18 protein-coding genes are annotated in these 22104 nt (G+C 65.3%); 5 read left to right on the top strand and 13 right to left on the bottom strand.

The window, feature by feature from the left end; genetic code table 11:
- The 4 genes from ACVIYL_RS19185 to ACVIYL_RS19170 form a co-directional block, all read right to left on the bottom strand.
- Nucleotides 1-2409 (bottom strand): fused MFS/spermidine synthase, encoded by a 2409-nt coding sequence (locus ACVIYL_RS19185; protein WP_456779470.1) that lies wholly within the window; start codon nucleotides 2407-2409, stop codon nucleotides 1-3.
- A 194-nt stretch (nucleotides 2410-2603) separates the two neighbouring features.
- Nucleotides 2604-4247, bottom strand: a complete 1644-nt coding sequence (locus ACVIYL_RS19180; protein ID WP_456779469.1) for an arylsulfatase — start codon at nucleotides 4245-4247, stop codon at nucleotides 2604-2606.
- Nucleotides 4244-5269 (bottom strand): formylglycine-generating enzyme family protein, encoded by a 1026-nt coding sequence (locus ACVIYL_RS19175; RefSeq protein WP_456779468.1) that lies wholly within the window; start codon nucleotides 5267-5269, stop codon nucleotides 4244-4246. Before ACVIYL_RS19175 ends, ACVIYL_RS19180 begins: the two co-directional genes overlap by 4 nt.
- A gap of 21 nt (nucleotides 5270-5290) precedes the next feature.
- Nucleotides 5291-5824, bottom strand: coding sequence for a hypothetical protein (locus ACVIYL_RS19170; protein WP_253607333.1), 534 nt, complete (start codon nucleotides 5822-5824; stop codon nucleotides 5291-5293).
- 456 nt (nucleotides 5825-6280) lie between these two features.
- Here ACVIYL_RS19170 and ACVIYL_RS19165 point away from each other — a divergent pair, with 456 nt between their 5' ends.
- Nucleotides 6281-7234 (top strand): helix-turn-helix domain-containing protein, encoded by a 954-nt coding sequence (locus ACVIYL_RS19165; RefSeq protein WP_253607332.1) that lies wholly within the window; start codon nucleotides 6281-6283, stop codon nucleotides 7232-7234.
- Nucleotides 7235-7363: 129 nt separating this feature from the next.
- Here ACVIYL_RS19165 and ACVIYL_RS19160 read toward each other — a convergent pair whose 3' ends face one another.
- Complete coding sequence (locus ACVIYL_RS19160) at nucleotides 7364-8233, bottom strand: DUF2066 domain-containing protein (RefSeq protein ID WP_456779467.1); 870 nt, start codon at nucleotides 8231-8233, stop codon at nucleotides 7364-7366.
- A 204-nt stretch (nucleotides 8234-8437) separates the two neighbouring features.
- Between ACVIYL_RS19160 and ACVIYL_RS19155 the strand changes: the two genes are divergently transcribed.
- Entirely contained in the window at nucleotides 8438-9451 is a 1014-nt protein-coding gene (locus ACVIYL_RS19155; RefSeq protein ID WP_456779466.1) for a zinc-dependent alcohol dehydrogenase family protein, read from the top strand.
- Nucleotides 9452-9701: 250 nt separating this feature from the next.
- On the opposite strand, the gene ACVIYL_RS19150 is transcribed toward ACVIYL_RS19155, so the two are convergent.
- Nucleotides 9702-10475, bottom strand: a complete 774-nt coding sequence (locus ACVIYL_RS19150) for an enoyl-CoA hydratase-related protein (RefSeq protein ID WP_026193208.1) — start codon at nucleotides 10473-10475, stop codon at nucleotides 9702-9704.
- A 104-nt stretch (nucleotides 10476-10579) separates the two neighbouring features.
- On the opposite strand from ACVIYL_RS19150, the gene ACVIYL_RS19145 reads away from it, so the two are divergent.
- Both ACVIYL_RS19145 and ACVIYL_RS19140 read left to right on the top strand, forming a co-directional pair.
- On the top strand, nucleotides 10580-12169 hold the full coding sequence (locus ACVIYL_RS19145; RefSeq protein ID WP_253607329.1) for a gamma-glutamyltransferase: 1590 nt from the start codon (nucleotides 10580-10582) through the stop codon (nucleotides 12167-12169).
- Nucleotides 12170-12590: 421 nt separating this feature from the next.
- On the top strand, nucleotides 12591-12962 hold the full coding sequence (locus ACVIYL_RS19140) for a PaaI family thioesterase (RefSeq protein WP_456779465.1): 372 nt from the start codon (nucleotides 12591-12593) through the stop codon (nucleotides 12960-12962).
- Nucleotides 12963-12974: 12 nt separating this feature from the next.
- Here the strand turns inward: ACVIYL_RS19140 and ACVIYL_RS19135 are convergent, their stop codons facing one another.
- The 7 genes from ACVIYL_RS19135 to ACVIYL_RS19105 form a co-directional block, all read right to left on the bottom strand.
- On the bottom strand, nucleotides 12975-13670 hold the full coding sequence (locus ACVIYL_RS19135) for a class I SAM-dependent methyltransferase (protein WP_456779464.1): 696 nt from the start codon (nucleotides 13668-13670) through the stop codon (nucleotides 12975-12977).
- Nucleotides 13671-13677: 7 nt separating this feature from the next.
- Nucleotides 13678-14172 (bottom strand): hypothetical protein, encoded by a 495-nt coding sequence (locus ACVIYL_RS19130; RefSeq protein WP_057015167.1) that lies wholly within the window; start codon nucleotides 14170-14172, stop codon nucleotides 13678-13680.
- 47 nt (nucleotides 14173-14219) lie between these two features.
- Complete coding sequence (locus ACVIYL_RS19125) at nucleotides 14220-17447, bottom strand: AAA family ATPase (RefSeq protein WP_456779463.1); 3228 nt, start codon at nucleotides 17445-17447, stop codon at nucleotides 14220-14222.
- Nucleotides 17448-17527: 80 nt separating this feature from the next.
- Complete coding sequence (locus ACVIYL_RS19120; RefSeq protein ID WP_456779462.1) at nucleotides 17528-18820, bottom strand: FAD-dependent oxidoreductase; 1293 nt, start codon at nucleotides 18818-18820, stop codon at nucleotides 17528-17530.
- Between the two features lie 14 nt (nucleotides 18821-18834).
- Entirely contained in the window at nucleotides 18835-19566 is a 732-nt protein-coding gene (locus ACVIYL_RS19115; RefSeq protein WP_456779461.1) for an amino acid ABC transporter ATP-binding protein, read from the bottom strand.
- Entirely contained in the window at nucleotides 19563-20216 is a 654-nt protein-coding gene (locus ACVIYL_RS19110) for an amino acid ABC transporter permease (RefSeq protein WP_253607323.1), read from the bottom strand. The genes ACVIYL_RS19115 and ACVIYL_RS19110 overlap by 4 nt, the downstream gene beginning before the upstream one ends.
- Nucleotides 20217-20387: 171 nt before the next feature.
- Nucleotides 20388-21155 carry an ABC transporter substrate-binding protein gene (locus ACVIYL_RS19105; RefSeq protein ID WP_253607322.1) on the bottom strand — a complete coding sequence of 256 codons (768 nt, stop codon included), beginning with the start codon at nucleotides 21153-21155 and terminating at the stop codon, nucleotides 20388-20390.
- 182 nt (nucleotides 21156-21337) lie between these two features.
- Here ACVIYL_RS19105 and ACVIYL_RS19100 point away from each other — a divergent pair, with 182 nt between their 5' ends.
- Nucleotides 21338-21997 (top strand): cupin domain-containing protein, encoded by a 660-nt coding sequence (locus tag ACVIYL_RS19100; protein WP_456779460.1) that lies wholly within the window; start codon nucleotides 21338-21340, stop codon nucleotides 21995-21997.
- Nucleotides 21998-22104 lie beyond the last annotated feature (107 nt).

The raw sequence follows: 22104 nt of genomic DNA, 5'->3' as shown, positions 1-22104 counted from the left end.
CTACGGCTCCTTGGACCCCGTAAACCACCTGTAATAGGGGTTTCGCCTCGCCGCTTGGCTCAGGCTCGCCATCTCGCGCGCGTAAGCCTGCCTGTTGCCCGCATAGGCGCTGAGGCCGGCACGATAGAACGCATCAAGATCTCGCCTTTCGCTCAGCAGCGAGGCGGTGAACTGCTCGTCCGCTCCCTTGAGCGGCGGTTCGCTACGGTACTGCCAGATGTGCGAAATCGTCCGGCTGAACTCGTCCGGACGAACCCATGTCGCGTATTCGATCCGCGGCCTGTCGTCCGTCACCGCCGGCGCGTCCGCCGCGTAGCGCACGAGCCCGTCGCGGTCGGTGATCCAGGTTGCGATCAGCGCCGCGACCGAGTTGACGCCGACCGCGGAAAGCGCCGCAGACGTCTCGGGCTGATTGAATCTCGCGCTGATGCGCTCCGCATCCAACAAAATCGGACGGCGCGACCCGACGAGCAACATTTCATGCAGCTCCGATGTCCACAGCGACGCGTACGGAAACACATCGATGAAGCTGCGAACCAGTGCGCGCGTGTCCTCATCGTTCTGTGTTGGCAGCGGCAACCACTGCGCGACAATCCCGTCGTCGTTCAGCCGCGACGATGCCAGGCGATAAAAATCGCGAGAATAGAGATTGACGACGCCCACCGCCGATGGCGGCGGCGGCTCCAGCGTGATCAGGTCGTAGGTCTGGCTCTCGCGCTGCAGGAGACGACGGCCGTCGCCCAGGCGCTTTTCCAATCCCGGGTCGGACGCGGCGTTGAAGGTGCCGTCGAATATCGGAGCCGCACGAAGGACCGCCGGGAGCAGCTCACCCACCACCCTCCTGTCGAGAGCAGGGAATTGCGAGACAGCGCCGGCCGTGATGCCCGTGCCGTAGCCGATCACCAGGGCTGATTTCGGCTCGCCATTGTGAATGATGAGAGGCAGGAGTGCTTGCAGCCGCATATAGCGCAGCGACGGCATCGCGTCGCCGGAATTGGATACGCCCTGGATATAGAGCCGGCGGAAGCGGCCGGTATTGACCACCGCGACCGTCCCACCCGGGCTCTCCTCATAGAACATGATTTTTCCCGACCGCGCTGCCGGCAACAATTGGGCAAATCGGTCGGACGGCGTGGCGACCGCAGCGACGATGCAGGCTGCGCCGACCGCGAATGCCAGTCCAAGACCGGTGCGGCTCGAGCGACCACCCCAGCAGGCCAAGACACCCAGCAGGCCGGCGCCGATTGCGAGCAATGCAAGGGTGTGGACCAGCCCGAGCCAGGGCAGAAGCACGAAGCCGGTGAGAAGCGCGCCCCCCACACCGCCCAGCGTATTGACCGCCACGACGGCACCAACGTCCTGCCCGATATGCGCATCCCGCACCACCAGACGCAGCGCCACCGGAAAGGCCGCCCCGAGCAGCAAGGTCGGCAGGAATACGATGCAGAACGCTGCCACCGCGAAGCGGGCGCACATGCCGGCGAACTGGTTTTCGGTAAGGCGGAGCACGAACGCCTCGGTCGCTGTCTGCGCGACCACGAGCCAATGGCCAAGTGCCGCGATCTCGATCAAGGCCAGGAAGCCGGCGGCGGCGATCAGAAGGCCAAAGACGCTCCAGGGATCGCGGATCCGGTCGATGACCCGCGCAACGATCGCGGCGCCCGCCGCAAGTCCCGCGAGGTACGTGGCAAGCACCACGGAAAACGCGAAACTGCGCGTACTCATGAACTGAACGATGGACTGGGACCAGACGACCTCATAGCCGAGGGCAATTGCGCCGGCGGCGGCATAGAGGGCAACGGCCAATCCGACCCGGCGCGGTTGATGCGCCGCCGCGCGGCCGGCAGGCTTGATCCTCGCCGACGCCAGGGGAATCCGGCCGAGCACCGTTGCCCCCGCCGCCGCGAGGACATTGAGTGTCGCCGCCGCGATCGAGGTCCCCTGCACCCCGAACAGCGGAATGAGGACAAACATCGGCAGCACAGCGCCAAGAATCGCGCCGGCCGTGTTGGCGGCGTACAGCCGGCCACCGACGCGGCCGGCATCGCCGGAATTCCGCAGCACCGCACGCACAAGGACCGGTAGCGTCCCACCCATCAGAAGCGGGGCGATGCCGACCAGAACGAACACCATGGCCCATGCGAGCAAGCCGCTCGTGCTCTCGATCGCCACGAAGGCCGGCGCAATATTCGCCAGGATCAATGTGGTGGCGACGCCGGTTACGCCGATGCCGATCTCGATCGCGATGTAGAGTTTCGCCGGCTGGCCGGCGCGGTCGGCCCTTCCACCAAAGATCAGGCCGCCCAACGCCAGGCCGGTAAAGAAGGCGCTCACGGCGGTCGTGATGGCATAGACATCAGCGCCGACGACGAGCGAAAGCTGCTTGATCCAGATCACCTGATAGACCAAGCCGGCGGCACCCGAGACGAACGCCAGCGCCGCTGCGACAAGCCTCCGGCTCGCACCGGCATCCAGATTCTTTCGGTGTGCTCGGGTCGCGGTCGATGCAGACCCTATGCTCGATCGAGCATCCATCCGCTAGTCCCCTCGGATACAGCGCGAGACAGGCCGATACCACTGGCCTGTCTCGCAGGGCCTCGCGACTATTCGAGACCGCGCTTCTTGAACGACTCGTCGACCTTCTTGTCGACCTGCCTGCGAACCTGATCGATGCTAAAGCTCGCCGGCCGCTGGCTCGGGGGATATTCGGCAAACGTCTGGAGGAAGGCCGCCGACCTCATAACCCCTTGAGCAACGAGATAGGCATTTTCCACACGCCACTGGTCGTAACCGCTGCCCGAGATCTCAGCATGCTCGTATGGGTCCATGCGCAGGTTGAACATCTTCGGAACGCGCAGCGGCTTGAAGGGATTGGCCCAGACATCCATTTGTCCAGGCTGCTCCTGCTTCTCGTAGACGAATTTCCAGTTGTCAAAACGCGTGGCAACGAGATCGCCGTCGTCATTGAAGTAGAAGAACTCGCTGCGTGCACTCTTGTCCGTCTTGCCCGTGATGTAGTCGAGCTGATTGAACCCATCGAGGTGATCTCGGAAGGTGGTCGGGTTGCCCTGGGGCTGCCAGCCATTTAAGAGGCGTTCCTTGACGGATGTATCGCCGGCCGCGGCAAGCAGGGTCGGGAACCAGTCGAGACCCGAAACGATGCCGTTGGCTGTCTCGCCGGCCTTCACGCGGCCCGGCCAACGAATCATCGCCGGAACGCGGAACGCGCCTTCCCAGTTGGTGTCCTTCTCCGAACGGAACGGCGTGGTCGCCGCATCCGGCCAGGTGAAGGCGTTCGGACCGTTATCGGTCGTGAAGATGACGATCGTGTTGTCGGCGATCTTAAGATCGTCGAGCATCTTCAGCAGCTTGCCTACATTCTGGTCCATCTCCCACATGCCGTCGGCATACTCGTTGCCGGGCATGCCGCTCTTGCCGCGATATTCCGGCCGAACATGCGTGAAGATGTGCATGCGAGTGAAGTTCATCCAGGTGAAGAAGGGTTTGTTGGCCCGCGCCTGCCGCTGCATGAAATCGATCGCGGCGCCCGTCGTCTCGTCATCGACAGTTTCCATGCGCTTGCGCGTGAGCGGCCCGGTGTCTTCGATCTTGCCGTCGGCGGACGACTTGATTACGCCGCGCGGCGAATAGGCTTTGACGAAGGCCGGATCGTCCTTCGGGAAATAGGGGCGCTCCGGCTCTTCCTCGGCATTGAGGTGATAGAGATTTCCGAAGAATTCGTCGAAGCCGTGCGCCGTCGGAAGATACTCGTCCCGGTCGCCGAGATGGTTCTTGCCGAACTGTCCGGTAGAATAACCAAGCGGCTTGAGCGCTTGGGCTATCGTCATGTCGCCCTTCTGGAGTCCAACCGGTGCGCCGGGTATGCCGACCTTGCAGAGTCCGGTACGCAAACAGGCCTGCCCGGTGATGAAGGTCGAGCGTCCCGCCGTGCAGCTGTTCTCGGCATAGTAGTCGGTGAAGATCATGCCTTCATTGGCGATCCGGTCGATGTTCGGCGTCCTGTAGCCGACCACACCGCGCGTGTAGGCGCTGATGTTGGATTGGCCGACATCGTCGCCGAAGATCACGAGGATGTTCGGCTTGGCCGCGTTCGGCTGCTGCGCTGACGCGGGAGACCCGGCAAATGGCGCCAGGCTTGTCGCGACCAACGCCGCCGCGAACAAGCCACGAAGCAACCCTCCGCGACTACCGGACTGCCTGGTCACGATATTGCTCTCATCGCTCATTCTGACGCTCCTTGCTTGTCGAACGGTTTTTGTGACGATTGAGAATCGGGTCGGCGCACCACGCAACGAAAGCCGACATGGCTGGTCGAGGTGTCGACCGGCTCGGCATGACGGGCGGCAGGGCGATACCGGCGGCAGTAATTCGGTGCGCACAGATGCGAGCCGCCCTTGAGGACCTTGCGCGGGATCTTGATGGCGGGCTGGGCGGGATCGTAGCTCGCCTCCTCGCGGCCGCCGCGCGGATTCTGCGGGATGCAGCAGGGCTTCGCGGCGTCGGCCTCATGACGGGCGGACCACCAGTCGGCGGTCCACTCCCAGACATTGCCGATCATGTCGTGGACGCCGTAGCCATTGGGCGGAAACGCGGTCACCGGCGAGGTCCGGTCGAAGCCGTCCTCGCAGAGGTTCTGAATCGGGAAATTGCCCTGCCATGTGTTGGCCATGTGCTTGCCGCCGGGCGTCAAGGCGTTGCCCCAGGCGAACTCCTCGGCCTCGAGCCCGCCGCGCGCCGCGAACTCCCACTCCGCTTCGGTCGGAAGTTCCTTGCCGGCCCATTTGGCGTAGGCGAGCGCATCCGCATAGGCGACGTGGACCACCGGATGGCTGCCGAGCACGTTGATGTTGCTGCGCGGGCCGTAGGGGCGGCGCCAGTTCGCGCCCTTCATCAAGGTCCACCATTGGCTCCAGTCGCGCAGGGTGGTGACGCGGCGCGGCGGCTGAAACACCAGCGAGCCGGCGTAGAGCATATGCGGCAGCGCCCCCGGATATTGCGCAGGATCGGGCGGTCGCTCGGCGACCGTGATGTGCCCGGTCTCCCGCACGAATTCGCGGAATTGAGCGTTGGTCACCGGCGTGCGGTCGATCCAGAAGCCATCGACCGACGCCCGATGCGCCGGCGCCTCCTCGGGATAGTGATGGTCGGAGCCCATGCGGAACGTGCCGCCGGGAATCCAGACCATGTCGTCGGTCTGGACGCGGTCGTCACGCTCTCGCTCAGCGGAGGCGATCTCTACCCGGGACATGGCGATGCACCTCTTTGGGCATTACCGCGAGCAGTAGTCCCAGAAGCCCTGTGTTCGAGACGGGTCGGTGTAGTACCAGCACATGCCCGCTGCCGGCGCCGGTCCCGCCCAGGCGGCTGCGCTCGCCGCGCTGACGAACCCGATCGCTGCGCCGGCCGCGACCGCGCCCCCGACCGGCCAGCCGTACCAGCCGGGCCGCGCCCAACCTCCCGGCCGCGGTCCGACCCAGCGCGTTCCGCCGCCGTGCCAGCCGGGGCGAACGCCCGGCCCCACCACCGTCCGGCTCCGGTAAGCTACCGCACCGCCGCGCGGTCCGACGGCAACGCCGCCCCGGCGCGCGACAGCGCGCACCTGCACAACGTTACCGCTGCCTTCCTGCTGTGTGATGATCGGCAGTGAAGCGGAAGAGCCGATGCTGACCGCCGACGCCGGGCCTGCTTGCGCGACGATCGCGGCTGCTCCAACGAGCGCCAGACGGAAAATCCTGTTGAAGATCGGAGCCTTATGATCTCGGTGACCGAACGTCGTGCATGATTGCGTCGTGCCTGAGTGCATTGTCGCGCCCTTCCATTCTTCTGTGCTGCACTTTTCGGCAGCGTTGATCCGTCAGGCCTTCTTCCCTTTTCTCCTCCGTTGCCAATCCATGTGCACATTTGCGTGCACAGGATTCTCCACCGTGACTCGTTCCACTGGACGTTGTCACGAGCGAATTCTGCTGTCAGTTCAAACGATAGCGGAACGCACTATACGAGGGATGTGCACTTTGTGCCAATCTCAACCCCGAGGCGTGCAGGCTTAACGAAAGATGCTCCAATTCGATCAATCCGATCCGGTCGGCCTTATTGCTTTCTCGGAAAAACAAGCGAAAATCCGCGCGTTTGCAAATCCGCATCACGATCTCGCCATGCGAATCGAACCAATCTAAGCACATTGTCGCGGGGCACATTTTTTGTACCGACTTCAAGCATTTGGTTTTAGTAGATTAATCGCGCTGCAGTTGTGAACGTGGATATGGGCCAACACCTGACGGTCAGCACCGGCGAGCTTGACGGCTTCGAGGGACTCCACGATGCCGTCAAAGGCTCGCATGTCGATGTCATGCAGCTGGAGCGCGGCAAGCTGCGCGGCACATTGTCTCACGTCGGGATCGGTGATTTTTCGCTCAGCATCGGCGCGTTCAATGTCGGCGTCCGCACCCAGCGCGTCTCGACCGATCCCAAGCTGATCATCGGAATGCTGCTCAACGCGACCGACCGCGTCACGCATTGGGCGTTCGACATGCAGCCGGCCGATGTGCTGGTGATTCCGCCGTCGGTCGAGCATGACGGGGTCTTTCACAGCGCTTCGTCCTACGCGGCCATCCGCTTCGACCTCGCCGATCTGCCCGACATATTCGGCGGCGAGCCGCGGCTCGCCGACGCCGAGACCTGGCAGGCGAAGAACCACTTTCGCGCCGATCCCACGATCGGCATGGGCGCGGCGGACAAACTGCCGCGGATCGTCGCGCACCTCGCGCGCTATCCGGACGCCTTGACGGACGCGTCGGCCGGCTTCTGGAAGCGCGCGATCGTCGACTGCGTGACCGCGACGGTTGTGACATCGTTGCCTCCCGACGGGACGAGCTATCTACCGTCGGCGATGCGCCTGGTGCGCCACGTCGAGGACTATCTGCACGCCGCGGGCACTCGCCCGGTCCATGTCTCGGAAATCTGCAGCGAGCTTCGGCTGTCGCGACGCAGCCTGCACCGCGCCTTCCACGAGGTGTTCGGGGTCGGCCCGGTAACGTTCCTGCGCTACAAGCGGCTCTGCGCGATCCGTTCGATCCTGCGCGAAAGCACGCCCGACCAGACAACCGTCTCCAAGGTTGCGATCGAACAGGGCTTCATCGAGCTCGGGCGCTTCTCGCAATATTACCGCACGATGTTCGGGGAATATCCGTCGCAAACGCTCGGCTACGCCGGGTAGAGCGTTTTCGAGCGAAGTGGATACCGGTTCGCGTGAAGAAAACGCGTCAAAATGAGAATCTAGAGCCCCGTTCCGATTCAATCGGAACGGAAAAGGCTCTAGCGCGATCCAGCCGCTGCGCGCGCAAGCTTATTTTGGTCGCCCCGGATCGCCATTGCCCGACAGCACCTGCGCGGCGCCGCCGATGCCGCGGCGGAAGGCTTCATCGAAGGTGACGCCGCGGAACTGCCATTTGTAATCCTTGCCGTGCCAGGCCATCCGCCATTGCGTGGCCCAGCCGAGATCCTTGTCGTCCCAGACCAGCCGACCGAGCAGGGTGGCCTCGCCGCCTTGCGGCGCGACGATCGAACTCAGCTTCGCCGGCGGCGTCTTCAGCAGTTCGGCGGCGGTGATGTTGGCGCTCGTCAACGCGGTTGTATCAGGCAGCACGAAGCGCATGCCGCGCTTGCCGGCCGCAGCCGCAAGCGCATCGCGTTGCAGGTCGGACTGCATCCCGTCGGATGTGACAATGTAATCCTTTGGACCGTGCTGCATCTCGGCGAAGACGCCGAGCACCGGCCGCTGTGACCGCCACGGCTTGAGACCGATCCTGGCGAGAATGCCGTCGATCTTCTTCTCGTCGAAATCCACCGTCAGGTCGTACGGCCGGTCGCGGGTGCCCTGCTCGTCATGATGCGGCTTGCCGGCGTATTGATCGTGATAGTCGAAACTGCTGACGAACTCCCCCGCCTTCGATTTGTAGGCGGCAAGCCGGCGGTCGCCTGCCAGCATTGGCTGACCGGAAACCTTGATCAGCACATCCTCCAGACATGCCCCAAAGCCGATGATGCGGTTCGGCTCGCCCTGGCCGGTGACGACGGTCCGCGCGCGGTAGAGGCTGTCGTCTGCTGCGGCCATCGCACCACCGCAAGCGACCCATGCAGCGGCAAGCAGCACGCGAACCGCGCCGCGTGCGAGCGTTGCGATCAGATCGCGCTTCGTCTCAAGCAAGGCAGCCATGGTCACCTCCGCTCGGTCACTTCATTGACGACTCAGATTGGCGGTATTTCCCGGTCGCGCGCCAGCGCGTTCGGGCATGGGCGCCATTCCATCAACCCCACTGCGCGCTATGGCCACGCGCGGCAGGCCTGACATATGCTCGGCGCATGCGCGGCGGCGCCGCGAGCGCTGCCCAACACAAGTGCACCGAGCAGGAGACGTTCCGTGAAATGCTATGAGTTGCAAGGCCCCGGCGGCGTCGACGCGCTGGCGCTGGTCGACAAGCCTGTTCCGCAAGCCGGCCCGGGCGAGGTCCTGGTGCGGCTGAAGGCGGCGACGCTGAACTATCGCGACCTGCTCACGGTCAAGGGCGGTTACGGCTCGCGCCAGAAATTTCCGCTGGTGCCGGTCTCCGACGGCGCCGGCGTGGTCGAGGCGGTCGGCGCCGGCGTCAGGACCTTCGCACCCGGCGATCGCGTGATCGGCAGCTTCTTCGAAAGCTGGCTCGCCGGCGAGCCGAGCGAGGCGCGGATGCGCGCGGCGCTCGGCGGCAGCGTCGACGGTGTGCTGACCGAGTACCGGGTCTTCCCCGCGCATGCGCTGGTGCGCACGCCGGATCATCTGAACGACATCGAGGCCGCGGCACTGCCATGCGCCGGCCTCACGGCGTGGAGCGCGGTGGTCAAGCTCGGCGACCTCAAGCCGGGGCAGACGGTGCTGACCCAGGGCACCGGCGGCGTCTCGCTGTTCGCGTTGCAATTCGCCAAGATGTGCGGCGCCCGCGTCATCGCGACATCCTCCAGCGACGCCAAGATAGCGCGGCTGAAGCAGCTCGGCGCCGATGTCACGCTCAACTACAGGTCCACGCCCGATTGGGGCAAGAAGGCGCGCGAGCTGACCGGGCGCGGTGTCGATCTCGTCGTCGAGGTCGGCGGCGTCGGCACGCTGAACGAGTCGATCCGCGCCACCAGGATCGGCGGCACCATCGCCTTCATCGGCGTGCTCGCAGGTCCCGCCGCGTCCGACACGCGGCTGCCGCTGATGGTGATGCAGCAGCAGCGGCTGCAAGGCGTCACCGTCGGCTCGATCGAGGACCTGCAGGCGCTGTGCGACGGCATCAGCCTGCACGGCGTCAAGCCCGTGATCGACAAGGTGTTCGCGTTCGACCAGGTCAAGGCAGCGTTCGCCCACATGGCGAGTGGCGCGCATTTCGGCAAGATCGCGATTGCGATCGGCTAGCACGCGCACGATCAAGGCCTGGAGCATCCTGAGATTGCGCCGAACAGCGACGGCGCTGCGCTCCCTCGCCCCGTTCTTACGGGGAGAGGGTTGGGGTGAGGGGCTGCCTCCGCATATGTCTGGTGATAGCTGTATTCGCGGAGACTCCCCCTCACCCGGAACGCATCGAACGATGCGTTCCGACCTCTCCCCGCACGCGGGGCGAGGTGAAGCGGAGCCCGCCGCTCGATTTAGGTAAGCTCATCCCGCTCTAGCGTCCCGTGAACTGGGCCTTGCGTTTCTCGACGAAGGCCTGGCGGCCTTCCTTCGCGTCGGCGCTCTCGCGGATCACCTGCTGCAGCTCGATCTCGCGGCGGAACTGATCGGCGTAGCTGGCGTGCTCGCTCTCCTCGAGCAGTTGCCGGGTCGCGACCAGCGCGCGCGTCGGTCCGTCGGCGAGACGGCCGGCGAGCGCCTTTGCCTCGTCGAGCAGTTTTGCATCGTCGACCACGTCGCGCACCAACCCCCACTCCTTGGCCCGCTCGGCCGGCAGCGGCTCGTTCAGCAGCATCAGGTCGAGCGCGCGCTGGCGGCCGATCAGGCGCGGCAACAGCCAGGTCGAGCCGAGATCGGGCACCAGGCCGATCCGGCTGAACACCTGGATGAAGCTCGCCGAGCGCGCCGCCAGGATGATGTCGCCGGACATCGCGAGGCTGAAGCCGCCGCCGGCCGCGACGCCGTTGACCGCGACCACCACCGGCACGCGGCATTCGCGCAAGGCCTGCATCGCCGGCCAATAATGCCTCATCACGCCGGTGTAGATATTGTCGCCGAGCGACTGGAACGCCTTGAGGTTCTGCCCGGAGCAGAAGCCGCGTCCCTCCCCGGTCAGGACCAGCGCGCGGATGTCCGGGTCGAGGCTCATCTCGCCGACGGCGCGCGCGAGATCGCCGAGCAGTTCCGGCGTCATGGCGTTCAGGCTCGCGGGATCGTTGAGCGTCAGGATGCCGACCTTGCCGTCCCGTTCACGCTTCACACCAGTCATTTTCCGCTCCCTGAAATTGGTTCTTGTTGTTGCACTGACAGTGCCATGCTTGGCATGCTACGCCAACGTGTCCCACCCGCAACAAGAACAGCGAAAGCAACGCCATGTCCGACCAGTTCTCCAACTCGCAAGTGATCCGCAAGCCGGCCGTCAGCGCCAAGGGCGGCATCGTCGCCGCACAGTCGCGCAAGGCGGCCGAGGTCGGCGCGGAGGTATTGGCTGATGGTGGCGATTGTGTCGACGCCGTGATCGCAACCACCTTCGCGCTTGGCGTCGTGGAGCCGTGGATGAGCGGCGCCGGCGGCGGCGGCGCGATGGTGCTCTATCGCGCCAAGGAGAACCGCGTCGAGGTGATCGACTACGGCATGCGCGCGCCCGACGGCCTGCGCATCGAGGATTATCCGCTGACCGGCGGTGCGGCCTCCGACCTGTTCCCCTGGGCGCGGGTCAAGGACGACCGCAACCTGCACGGCCCCGGCTCGATCGCGGTGCCCGGCGTCGTTGCCGGCATGGAGGAAGCGCATCGCCGCCACGCCAAAATGGCGTGGAAGGATCTGCTGGCGCCGAGCGTCAAGCTCGCCGGCGAGGGCCTTTTGGTCGATTGGTGGACCACCGCGATGATCGCAAGCTCCGCGGCCGATCTGCGGCGCTATCCCGCCAGCGCGGCGGCGTATCTGCAAGATGGCCTGCCGCCGAATGCGCAATGGGGCATCAGGTCGGTGGTCCGCATGCCGCAGGACAGGCTGAAGGCCACGATGGCGCAGCTCGCCGCGGCCGGCCCGCGCGATTTCTACGAGGGCGATCTGGCGCGCAGCATCGCCGACGACATCCAGGCCGCCGGCGGCGCGCTGTCGGTGCGCGACCTCGCCGCCTTCCGTGCCCATCTGCGCGAGCCGTTGAAAATTCCCTATCGCGGCGGCACGGTCTATGCGACGCCGGAGCTGACCGCGGGTCCGACCATGGCGCGCACGCTCGGCCTTTTGCAAAAGGCGCTGGCGCCCGCGCAGGGCGGTCCGGATGCGGCGGCCTACGCAGCCTATGCCGAGGCGCTGCAAGCCGCCTATCGCGAGCGGCTGAAGGACATGGGCGACGTCGATGGCCGGCGCGCGCTCGGCGCCGAAGCAATCGCGCCAAGCTGCACCACGCATTTCTCCGCGGTCGACCGTGACGGCAACATGGCCGCGGTGACGCAGACGCTGCTGTCGACCTTCGGCTCCAAATTCGTGACGCCGAACACCGGGCTGACAATGAACAACGGCATCATGTGGTTCGATCCGACGCAAGGCAATCCGAACTCGCTCGCGCCCGGCAAGCGCTGCCTGACCAACTACACGCCGGTCGTGGCGCAGGCCGCCGACGGCCGCACGCTTGCCGCCGGCGCATCGGGCGGCCGCCGCATCCTGCCGGCAGTGTCGCAACTGCTCTCCTTCGTGATGGATTTCGGCATGGATCTCGACGCCGCGATCCACCAGCCCCGGATCGACGCCAGCGAAGGCGCCGTGGTGATCGGCGACAAGCGCCTGCCCGCGAGCGTGCGCGAGGCGCTGCGCGGCCGCTTCGACTTCGAGGAAGCCCGCATCCAGACCCTGCCGATGAAGTTCGCCTGCCCGAGCGTCGTGCTGCGCGACGGCGCCACCAACAGCGGCGTCACCGAGCCGTTCCAGCCCTGGGGCGACGCGGTCGCGGAGGGGTGAGTTATACGCACGACTCCTTCTCCACCGTCGTCCCGGCGCAGGCCGGGACCCATACGCCGCAGCGAGAATTGTGGATCGCGCTCGTCGTTCCAGCATCGCGAAACAACGACCATCGGTGGTTATGGGTCCCGGCCTTCGCCGGGACGACAGTGAATGTGTTGCACGACCTGTGAGTCACACGCTCGCATTCTCGCGACACGATCTGCCCGCGCTTTGCTCTTCGTTCCGCCCCTCTTGATCGGAGAGCGCAGGGAAAGCCAGGTGCCGATCGCACCCATGGGCCTCGTGCAAAAGGTCGGGCCACTCAGTGATTTGCCGCCTTTCGCCACCCGCGCCCGCGGACATTGCATGAGCCGAACGGGCTGATACATTTGGACCGACAACAATTGCGGTGACCGGCTTGAGTGAAGCAAGCACAAACGTGCCGCCCGGCGCGCGACTTCTTGGACGCGAGTGGCTGGGCTTCGACGGTGAAATCGCCACAGTCCGCTTCGAGGCGCAACCCTCGTTCACCAACCGCCACGGAACGATCCAGGGCGGTTTCCTTGCCGCGATGCTGGATTCAGCCACCGGTCTCGGCGCCCTCGCAGCGCTGCCCGCAACGCGGACCGTCGTGACGAGGACCCTCACCACGCGGTTTCTCAAACCGGCGCGCATCGGCCCGATCACGGCCAAGGCGAAGGTCATCTCGCAGACCGACCGCGACATGATCGTCGAAGCCGATCTGATCGACGCCAGCGATGTGACGGTCGCCAGCGCCACGGCCGAGTTGCGGATTCTGGACAAGCGATAGTCCGCAGCCCGATCAGCGATCCCTACATCGCGCCAGCAGGGTGACTTCGTTCAGTCCGTAGCCGTCGATGGTCTCGACGGTGCAGCCAAGCTCGCGTTCGCAATAATCGATCCACGGCTCGGGGCTGGTGCAATAGAGCTGCACCGGCGACGCATCCGCATCCGCGGTGGCTGCGGCCTCCCCGGTGACGAAGTTGACGCTGAAGCCACGCAGGCTGGCGCGGCGCAGGTCGGCCAGCATCCCGGCGACAAATGCCTCCCAGGATCGGCGGCAGCCGCCGACATCGACATTCATGATGCCGCTCGCGACCGAATAGGTCGCGCGACGCAGGCTGCCCTTGCCGACCTTGAAGCGGCGCCCCGGCGCCGAGAAACGGCGGCGCGCGCGGCTGATCATGGCGAGCGACAGGTCGATCCCGAGATAGTCGATCTCGGCTTGCGGATGGCGCCTTGCGAGATAGGCGCACAGCGCGCCGTATCCGCAACCGATGTCGTTCAGGCTGAACGGTGCGGAGAAGTCGCAGAGCTTCAGCAACTGGACGAAGCGCAGGTCCTGGGTGGCCTGGCAGGACCAGTCCACCCCGCGCGGGGTGGCGCCGTATTTGGCGACCCGCGCGCTGTAGTAGGATTCGACATCGGCATAGAGGTCGGAGAACCGCGCCCGGTCGCCTTCGGCGCCGACACCTGCGGTCTCCGCTGCGATGCTCACGTCTGGCTCATTTCTTGGCTTTGGCCCGCCGCTGCTTCGCCATCGCGGCAAGCTCCTTGCGGGCGACCTGGCTTGGCTTGGTCGGGATCGACAGAACCCGATACGACTGGGTCGAGTAGATCAGCGGCGTATGGCCATCGGCTGCAAACGTCACCTTCGGATTTTCCTTCATGGCGTGAACGCTAACCAGCACCGGCAGATACGGACCCTGCGTGAGCGCCTGTCGGAACGCCTGGACCACCCGCTTGTATCCGCTCACATTGGGCTGATCGGAAGGATAGTCCTTCAGCGTGCCGAGGAAAGTATACCAGCGCTTCCGCTCGACCCGGTCGGCCGGCTCGATCCCGATCAGCCGGAACGACTGTTCGAGGGGATGATTGGGAGAGAAGATGTCGAACTCCTTTTGCAGCTCCACCATCTCCATGATCCCGCCGGGACCAAACCGCTTGTTCAGCAGATCAAGGACATCGCGCGTCGTATCGTCTTGAATCATCCGTCCCATTAAAACCCCCTCAGTACCTTGTTTCCAGAAATGAAAAATCGTCGCGTCTAGCGTCGCTCAAGATGCAATCGAAGCTGATCGAGTTGTGGTGTGAAATAGACTGCCCCCGAGACATCGAGCAGATTCTGAGCGCCGCCGACAATCTCGTCAAGCTCCTCATGTGACGTGCTGCCCAAGGCGCAAACGATCAGGCCGCGCAGCACGGTCGCGTGCAATTCGGCGATGCGATCGGTCCTTCGCCGCGCGACCGTCAGCGCCTCGTCCACCGCTTGCAGGGCCGCATGGTGGTCGGCGGCGCGATAGAGCGCTTCGGCCAGATCCGCCAGCATGCGCGCCTCGAATTCGAGGCCGGCTCGCGCAGAGCGCGCAAAGTCGATCGCTTCCTGAAGCTGGGCGGCGGCAACCTTGAAATCGCCCGCGGCGCCGCTGGCGAGGCCGGCGCTGGCGAGCGCCGCGACCCGCAGATAGGGCGTGCCGGACTGCTCGGCCAGTTCGGCGATCCTCGCCGCATGCGGCTTGGCCAGTTCCGGCCGGCCGCGGCTCCAGCCCATCTCCACCATCGCAAAATGCGGAATGAACTGCACGACGGCGGCGAAGCGCTCCGGCTCGGCCCGCAGCACCTCGGCGATCCGCCGTTCGGCTTCGTCGAACCGGCCGAGCCGCACCAGAATCCTGGTGCCGAGACACCTGATCCAGTGCTCGACGTCGAAGCCGAGAATCTGGTTCGGGTTGAGGCCGAGTGTGACGTTGTTGTGAAAACCGCCCTGCTCGGCAATCGCGGCAACCGCCACCTGCCCGGCGTCGAGCGCCTCGGCAAGACGGCCCGACAGGAAGAACGCCTGGCTCAGCATGGCATTGACCGTCGCAAACCGTCCGACGTCCCCGGTGCCGGAAGTGAGCTTCAAGGCGTCCTGCACGAGATTGACATAGTCGTCGGCGGCCGCGGTCGCGGCCAGGATCCTGCCGTAGGCGCCGAGCAGGATCGGCTCGTGCACCGGGTCCGCCGCGCGTGCGTATTTGATCGCCTCTTCGGCGTAGGGCTTGACCTCTTCGGCGGACATCCCCTCACGCCAGCCGAAGTTGAGGATCTGGCCGCTCGACATCGCCCGCAGCCGGTCGACATATTCGGACTGGGGCTGGTCCTGCAGCAGGGCGCGAACCTTTTTCCAGCTTTTCATTGCCTCGGCGGAGTTGGTCTTGCCGATCCAGCGCGCCGCACGCTGCAAATGGGTGACCGCCTCCAGCGGCTGGCCCGCGGCCTCGTAGTGATAGGCGAGCAGCCCGGCAAACTCGTCGAGCTTGCCCCAGTCGAAGCCCTCGATGGCCTTGGCGACAGTCGCATGCAGCGTGGTCAGCCGCGACCGCAACTGGGTTGCGTAGGCGACCTCCTGGATCAACGGATGGCGAAACGCCAGCAGTCCCTTGTCGTAGGGCGGCAGGTCGTACAGCAGCTCGGCCTGGCGCAGCTGCGCGATGGCGTTCTGCAAATCGTCGTTCGGCAGCGCCGCGACCGGGCGCAGCACCGACATCGCGACCAGCCGGCCGATCACCGCCGCCGTCTCGAGCACCTGCTTGGCGATATCCTCGAGGTGATCGATGCGGGCGGCCACGACAGCCTGCACCGTTGCGGGCAGCGGCACCGCATCGACGCCATGCTTGAGCCGGTAGTTGCCGCGTTCGCCCTCGACATTGCCGCGCTCCACGACGGTGTTGGCAAGCTCCTCGATGAAGAACGGATTGCCCTGCGCGCGTTCGATGACATTGCTGCTCAGCGAGGCCAGCGAGGGATGCCTGCCGAAATGCTCGCGGAGCAGCTCGTTCGAATCGGACCACGGCAGCGGCGGTATTGCGATCTGACGGTAGTGCGAACGCTGCATGAAAGGTGCCGTGAAGCCCGGCCTGAAATTGACCACCAGCAACGTCGCGGTGCCGACGATGGCATCGACCAGCGTCTCGACGAACTCTTCGCTCGCGGCATCGATCCAGTGCAGGTCCTCGATCATGACAACCGCCGGCGTGTCGCCGGGGCGCGCATGCACCAAGGTTCGAACGAGATCGAGCAGTTGCAGCCGCAGCGCGCGCGGATCGAGCTTCGGGGCCGGATACGCCGGATCAGCCAATCCGAGGAATTCGAGCAGCACCAGCAGTTCCTGCTCCGATGCGGCCATCTCGGCGAAGCGGTCGATGACGCGACGTCGGGACGTCTCGATCGGCTCCTTGGCGCGGATGCCGAAGATGTCGCGCAACAGCTCGAGCACGGGCTGGAACGGTGTTGCGCGGCCATGCGCCAGCACGCGGGCCTCATAGACGCGAATGCCCTTGCGGCGGCAGTTTTCGGCGAACTCGAAGCAGAGCCGGCTCTTGCCGATGCCGGCGTCGCCGACCATGCCGACGACCCGGCCGTCGCCGCCAACTGCACGCGACAGCTCATGCTCCAACGCCGCCATCTGCTCGGTCCGGTTGACCATCGAGGTCAGGCGGCGGCCGCTGCGGAAAACGTCGCTGGCGGGCGCGCTGAGCAGCCCGGTCAGCCGAAAGACCTCCACTGGCATGGAGATGCCGCGAATGGTCTGCATGCCGAGCGGCATGACCTCGACGAATTGCCTGGCGCCGAGATAGGTGTCCCGCGTGATGAGGATCGCCCCCTCATCGGCCATCTGCTCCATCCGGTTGGCGATATGGACGTTGGCGCCGGCGGCGTCGTAGGTCTGATAGATTGTGTTTTCCACCGTTTGAACGACGACTTCGCCGGTGTGCAGCCCGACCCGGATCTGCATGCCGGGATCAGCGAGCCTGGCCACCGAATCCTGCATGGCGAGCGCGGCGAGACAGCCGCGGACCGCATGATCTTCATGCGGGCGCGGCGGCGCGCCGAACAGCGCCATGACGCCGTCACCCTGGATCTTGTTGACGATGCCGTCGTAGCGGTGGACGGCTTCCTTCATCAGGTCGAGCACCGGCTCCAGCCGCCGCATCCCGAGTTCGGGATCGCCGAGGCTGTCGATCAGATTGGTCGAGTTGCGGATATCGGCAAACAGCAAGGTGAGGTTCTTGCGTTCGCCGCCCTTGGTGCTGAGCGAACGCAGCAGCCGCTGCGAGGGCGCGTCGGGACGGACGCTGCCCGCGGCGAGCGCGGTGCCGCAGCGGCCGCAGAAGCGGCTGGAGGGCCCGTTCACATGCTGACAGGAGTCACATTTGAGGCCTAATGGCGCACCGCAATCTTCACAATAATCGTTGCCAGCCCGGTTTGCGCGGCCGCATCGCTCGCACTGCATGAACAGCCTTCCAGTAAAGACTGCGAATATATCCGACGCGCGAGATTAGCCCAGCACATTCTGTAATTGTGTTAAATGCCTCACACACCGAGGTAGTCCCGCACCCGGCCGGTCAGCACGGCCGTGGTGACGCCGACCCGCCAGAAGGCGTGCATCGGGATCGGTTTGATACCGGTCACGGGCATGTCGATCTCGGCCTTGGGGCCGCCGATCAGCCGGCGCGCCAGCTGTGCGCCCATCGCGGTCGAGAGCGCGACGCCGCGGCCGTTGCAGCCGAGCGAGATCAGCAAATTCTCCGCGGGCTCATGGACATGCGGGTAGTGATCGGCGGTGATGGCAAGACGGCTGTTCCAGCCGTGGGTCCAGCTGACGCCCTTGAGCTGCGGCCATAGCCGCTCGGCGTAGCGGATCAGATAGGCGACGTCGGTCGGCTTGCTGATCCAGCGCATCGGGCCGCGGCCGCCCATCAAGAGCCGATTGTGCTGGTCGACGCGGTAATAGACCGTGATGTGGCCGCTTTCGTAGAGCACCGGCCGGGTCGGCATGATCGCGCGCGCGATCGCCTCGGACAGCGGTGCCGTCGCCGCGATCGACGAGAACACCGGCACGATGCTGCGGCGAAGCGCCGGCCAGAGATCATCGGTAAAGCCGTTGGTCGCGAGCAGCACCTTGTCGGCGAGCACGACCGCGCGCGGCGTCTCGATCCGCCAGCGGCCGCCGTCGCGGCGCAGCCGCAGCGCCGGGGTCTCGCCATGGACGGCGGCGCCGGCCCCGATCGCGGCGCGCGCAAGACCCCGCGCATAGCTCAGCGGATGCAGGTCGCCGCCGCGCGCATCCAGCATGGCGCAGAGGTAACGGTCGCTGCCGGTCATCTGGCGCATCTCGGCGGCGTCGAGCAGCTTCACCGGCATGCCGCGCCGGATACATTGCTTTGCCGTGGTCTCGATCGCCGCTGCGCTGGCTTCGTTGTAGGCCGCGCGCAGCGTGCCGTTCTGCCTGGCCTCGCAGGGGATCTGGTAGCGGCGGATCAAATCATGCGTGAAGTTGGTGGTGCCATAGGAGAATTCGATCATGCGGCGGCCGAGATCAGCGCCGAAATCCGCTTCGATCTGGTCCGGGTCGTGCTTCAGTCCGGGATTGGTCTGCCCGCCATTGTTGCCGGAGGCACCCCAGCCCGGCTCCTGCGCTTCCAGCACGGTCGCAAGCACGCCCTGCTCGGCGAGGTGCAGCGCGGTCGACAGGCCGGTGAAGCCGCCGCCGATGATCGCCACCGGCACGCTCTTGTCCGATGTGAGCTGAGGCGTCGGCGTCGCCTGCACCGCGGTGTCGGCATAGAGGCTCGGCGGCAGCGGCAGGCGGATTGGCGCGTTCATTTCAAGTGACCTGCTCACAGCGGATGCAGCACGCGGCGCAGGAAATCCTGGGTGCGCGGGTGCTGGGGTTGGTTGAGGACGGATTTGGCGGCGCCCTGCTCGACGATGACGCCGCCGTCGATGAACAGCACGCGGTCGGCGACGTCGCGGGCAAAGCCCATTTCATGGGTGACGACGACCATGGTCATGCCGTCGTCGGCGAGCTTGCGCATCACCGACAGCACCTCGCCGACCAGCTCCGGATCGAGCGCGGAGGTCGGCTCGTCGAACAAGATCGCCTTCGGCTGCATCGCCAGCGCCCGCGCGATCGCGACGCGCTGCTGCTGGCCGCCGGAGAGTTTTGGCGGGTGCACCTCGGCCTTGTCGGCGAGCCCGACCTGCGCGAGCAGCGCGCGGCCGCGGGCGATCGCCTGCTCGCGCGGCTCCTTCTTCACATAAAGCGACCCCTCGATGACGTTCTCGAGCGCGGTGCGATGCGGGAACAGGTTGAAGCGCTGGAACACCATCGAGACCTGGGTGCGGATCGCCACGATCGAGCGGTCATTGCTGTCGACGCGTGCGCCCTCGACGCTGATCTCGCCGCGATCGTAGCTCTCGAGCCCGTTGATGCAGCGCAGGATGGTCGACTTGCCGGAGCCGGACGGGCCGATGATGCAGACTACCTCGCTCCTGGCGACGGAGGCGGTGATGCCCTTCAGCACCTCGACCTTGCCAAAGCTCTTGTGGACGTCGTTGAGCTCGATCATTTGCGGTTCGCCTTGTTCTCGAAGTGCCGAACCAGCAGGATGAGCGGGATGCTCATGGTGAGATACATCAGCGCCACCAGGGTGAACACGCTGGTGTTCTTGAAGGTCGAGGATGCGATCAGCTTGCCCTGCAGCGCCAGTTCGGCGACCGTGATGGTGGACGCCTGCGAGGAATCCTTCAGCATCATGATCATGATGTTGCCGTAGGGTGGCAGGATGATCCGAACCGCCTGCGGCAGCACCACGCGGCGCATGGTGAGCCACCAGCCCATTCCGATGGTCTGCGCTGCCTCGATCTGCCCCTTGTCGATCGCCTCGATGCCGGCGCGGAAATTTTCCGCCTGATAGGCCGAATAGGCGATGCCGAGCCCGATGATCGCGGCCTGCAGCGCCGACAGCGCGATGCCGAAATCTGGCATCACGAAGTAGATGTAGAACAGCAGCACGATGATCGGGATGCCGCGGATCACGTTGATCAACGAGGCGCTGAGCCCGACCAGGACGCCGATGCCGGACACCCGCATCAAGGCCCACACCAGCCCGAGCACGGTCGACAGCAACAGCGAGCCGATGGTGACGACGATGGTCAGCCAGACACCCTGCAGCAGGATCGGCACGAACTCGACGGCGTCATGGAAGAATTTTTGCATCGGCTCAAACGTATCCAGTCCCGACACTATTCGAACGTTACCTCCGTCATCCTGAGGAGCGGCGTCTTCGCTGCGTCTCGAAGGATGTACGGCCCGGCTGGTGGCCGTCGACCCTTCGAGGCTCGCTTCGCTCGCACCTCAGGGTGACGGATCACTTCGGGACATGAATACTCACGATGCGTTGGCCTTCTGGCCCCACTTTTCTAAGATCTTGGCGATCGTGCCGTTCGCCTTCAGCTTGGCGAGCGAGGCATTGATCTTCGCGAGCAGCTCCGTGTCGCTCTTGCGGACACCGATCGCGACGGTGCCGACGGTGACCGGCTTGTAGCCGTCGACCAAACGGACGTCGGCGAAATTGCCCTGCTGCAGATTGTAGGCGAGGATCGGATAGTCGGCGAAGCCGGCCTTGAGGCGGCCGGCATTCACGTCGCGCAGGATGTCGGGAATGGTATCGTAGACCTTGACCTCGCTGAACAGCCCGGTCTTCTTCAGCGCATCGACGAACGCCGTGCCGACCTGGGCGCCGACCACGGTGCCCTTCAGATCCTCCTGCGAGGCATAGGCCTTGGTGTCGGCCTTCGGCACCACCAAACCTTCACCATAGGTGTAGACCGGCTCGGAGAAGTCGATCACCTCCTTGCGCGCGGCGGTGGCGAACATCGCGGCGGCAATGATGTCGATCTTGTTCGCGGTCAGCGAAGGGATCAGCGCCGAGAACTGCATCGGCTCGATCTGCACGGTAAAGCCGGCATCCTTGCCGATCTCGGTGGCGAGATCGACCATGATACCCTGGATCGAATTGGTCTTGGTGTCGAGGAAGGTGAAGGGAATGCCGGTCGGGGTCGAGCCGACCTTCAGCACCTGCTGCGCCCCTGACGGCGCGCTCAAGGCAAGGGCAAGCGCCGCCACCGCGGCCTGGACGAGACGCTGAAACGACATCGCAACACCTCCCGAAGCTGGCCTTGGCGCCGCATCGCCCGCGCGTTTCGGGCTTTTGGTTGCGGTCGACGCCGTTCCGGCCTATTTTCACCAATATGAAATTGTGGTCACGAAACCGCGGCCAATGCAAGCGGTTTTCATGCACATGAAGGAAGCGGACTGACGTGAGCGGCGGCAAGAGAATGCGTAAAGGCGCGGCAGCGAAGCCCGCAACGGCACGCCGCGCGGCCAAGAAACCGGCCAGGAAACCGGCCGGCAAGCCGGCGGAGCCGGCGATGGATCTCGCGGTCGGACGCCGCATCCGCGACCTGCGCCGCAGCAAGGAAATGTCGCTGGAGGTGGTCGCCGCGCGCACCGATTTGTCGATCGGCTTCATCAGCCAGATCGAGCGCGGCCTGTCGTCGCCCTCGCTGCGCGTGCTGGCGACATTGGCCGACGTACTCGGCGTCGGCATCGCCGCGCTGTTCGGCTCGACGCCCAGGGATGACGGCGCCGGCGGCATCGTGACCCGCGAGGTGCAGCGCGCCGAGCTGAAGCTGTGGCGCACGGGAATTTCAAAGCAGCTGCTGAGCCCGGCCGGCAGCGAGAGCCGGCTCAACCTGTTCCTGGTGCATCTCGAGCCCGGCGGCAACACCGGCGACGAGTTCTATACCCATGACGGCGAAGAGGCCGGCCTCGTGCTCCAGGGCGAGATGACGCTGACGGTGGACACGGAGACCTGGACTCTGAAGCAAGGCGACAGCTTCAGATTCGCGAGCCGGAGGCCGCACCGGTTCTCCAATCCCGCGCGCGATGCGAAGGCCGTGGTGCTGTGGGTGAATTGCGTGACGGCGGCGGGGTGACGGCCCATCTCCCTCCGCCGTCGTCCCGGCGAAAACCATCCAGCGTCGTCCCGGCGAAGGCCGGGACCCATTACCACCAATCTTGATTGTCGAAGGGGAAGCGGCCC

This window comes from Bradyrhizobium sp. USDA 3315, from assembly GCF_054056795.1.
This window is presented reverse-complemented; position numbering and strand designations above follow the sequence as displayed.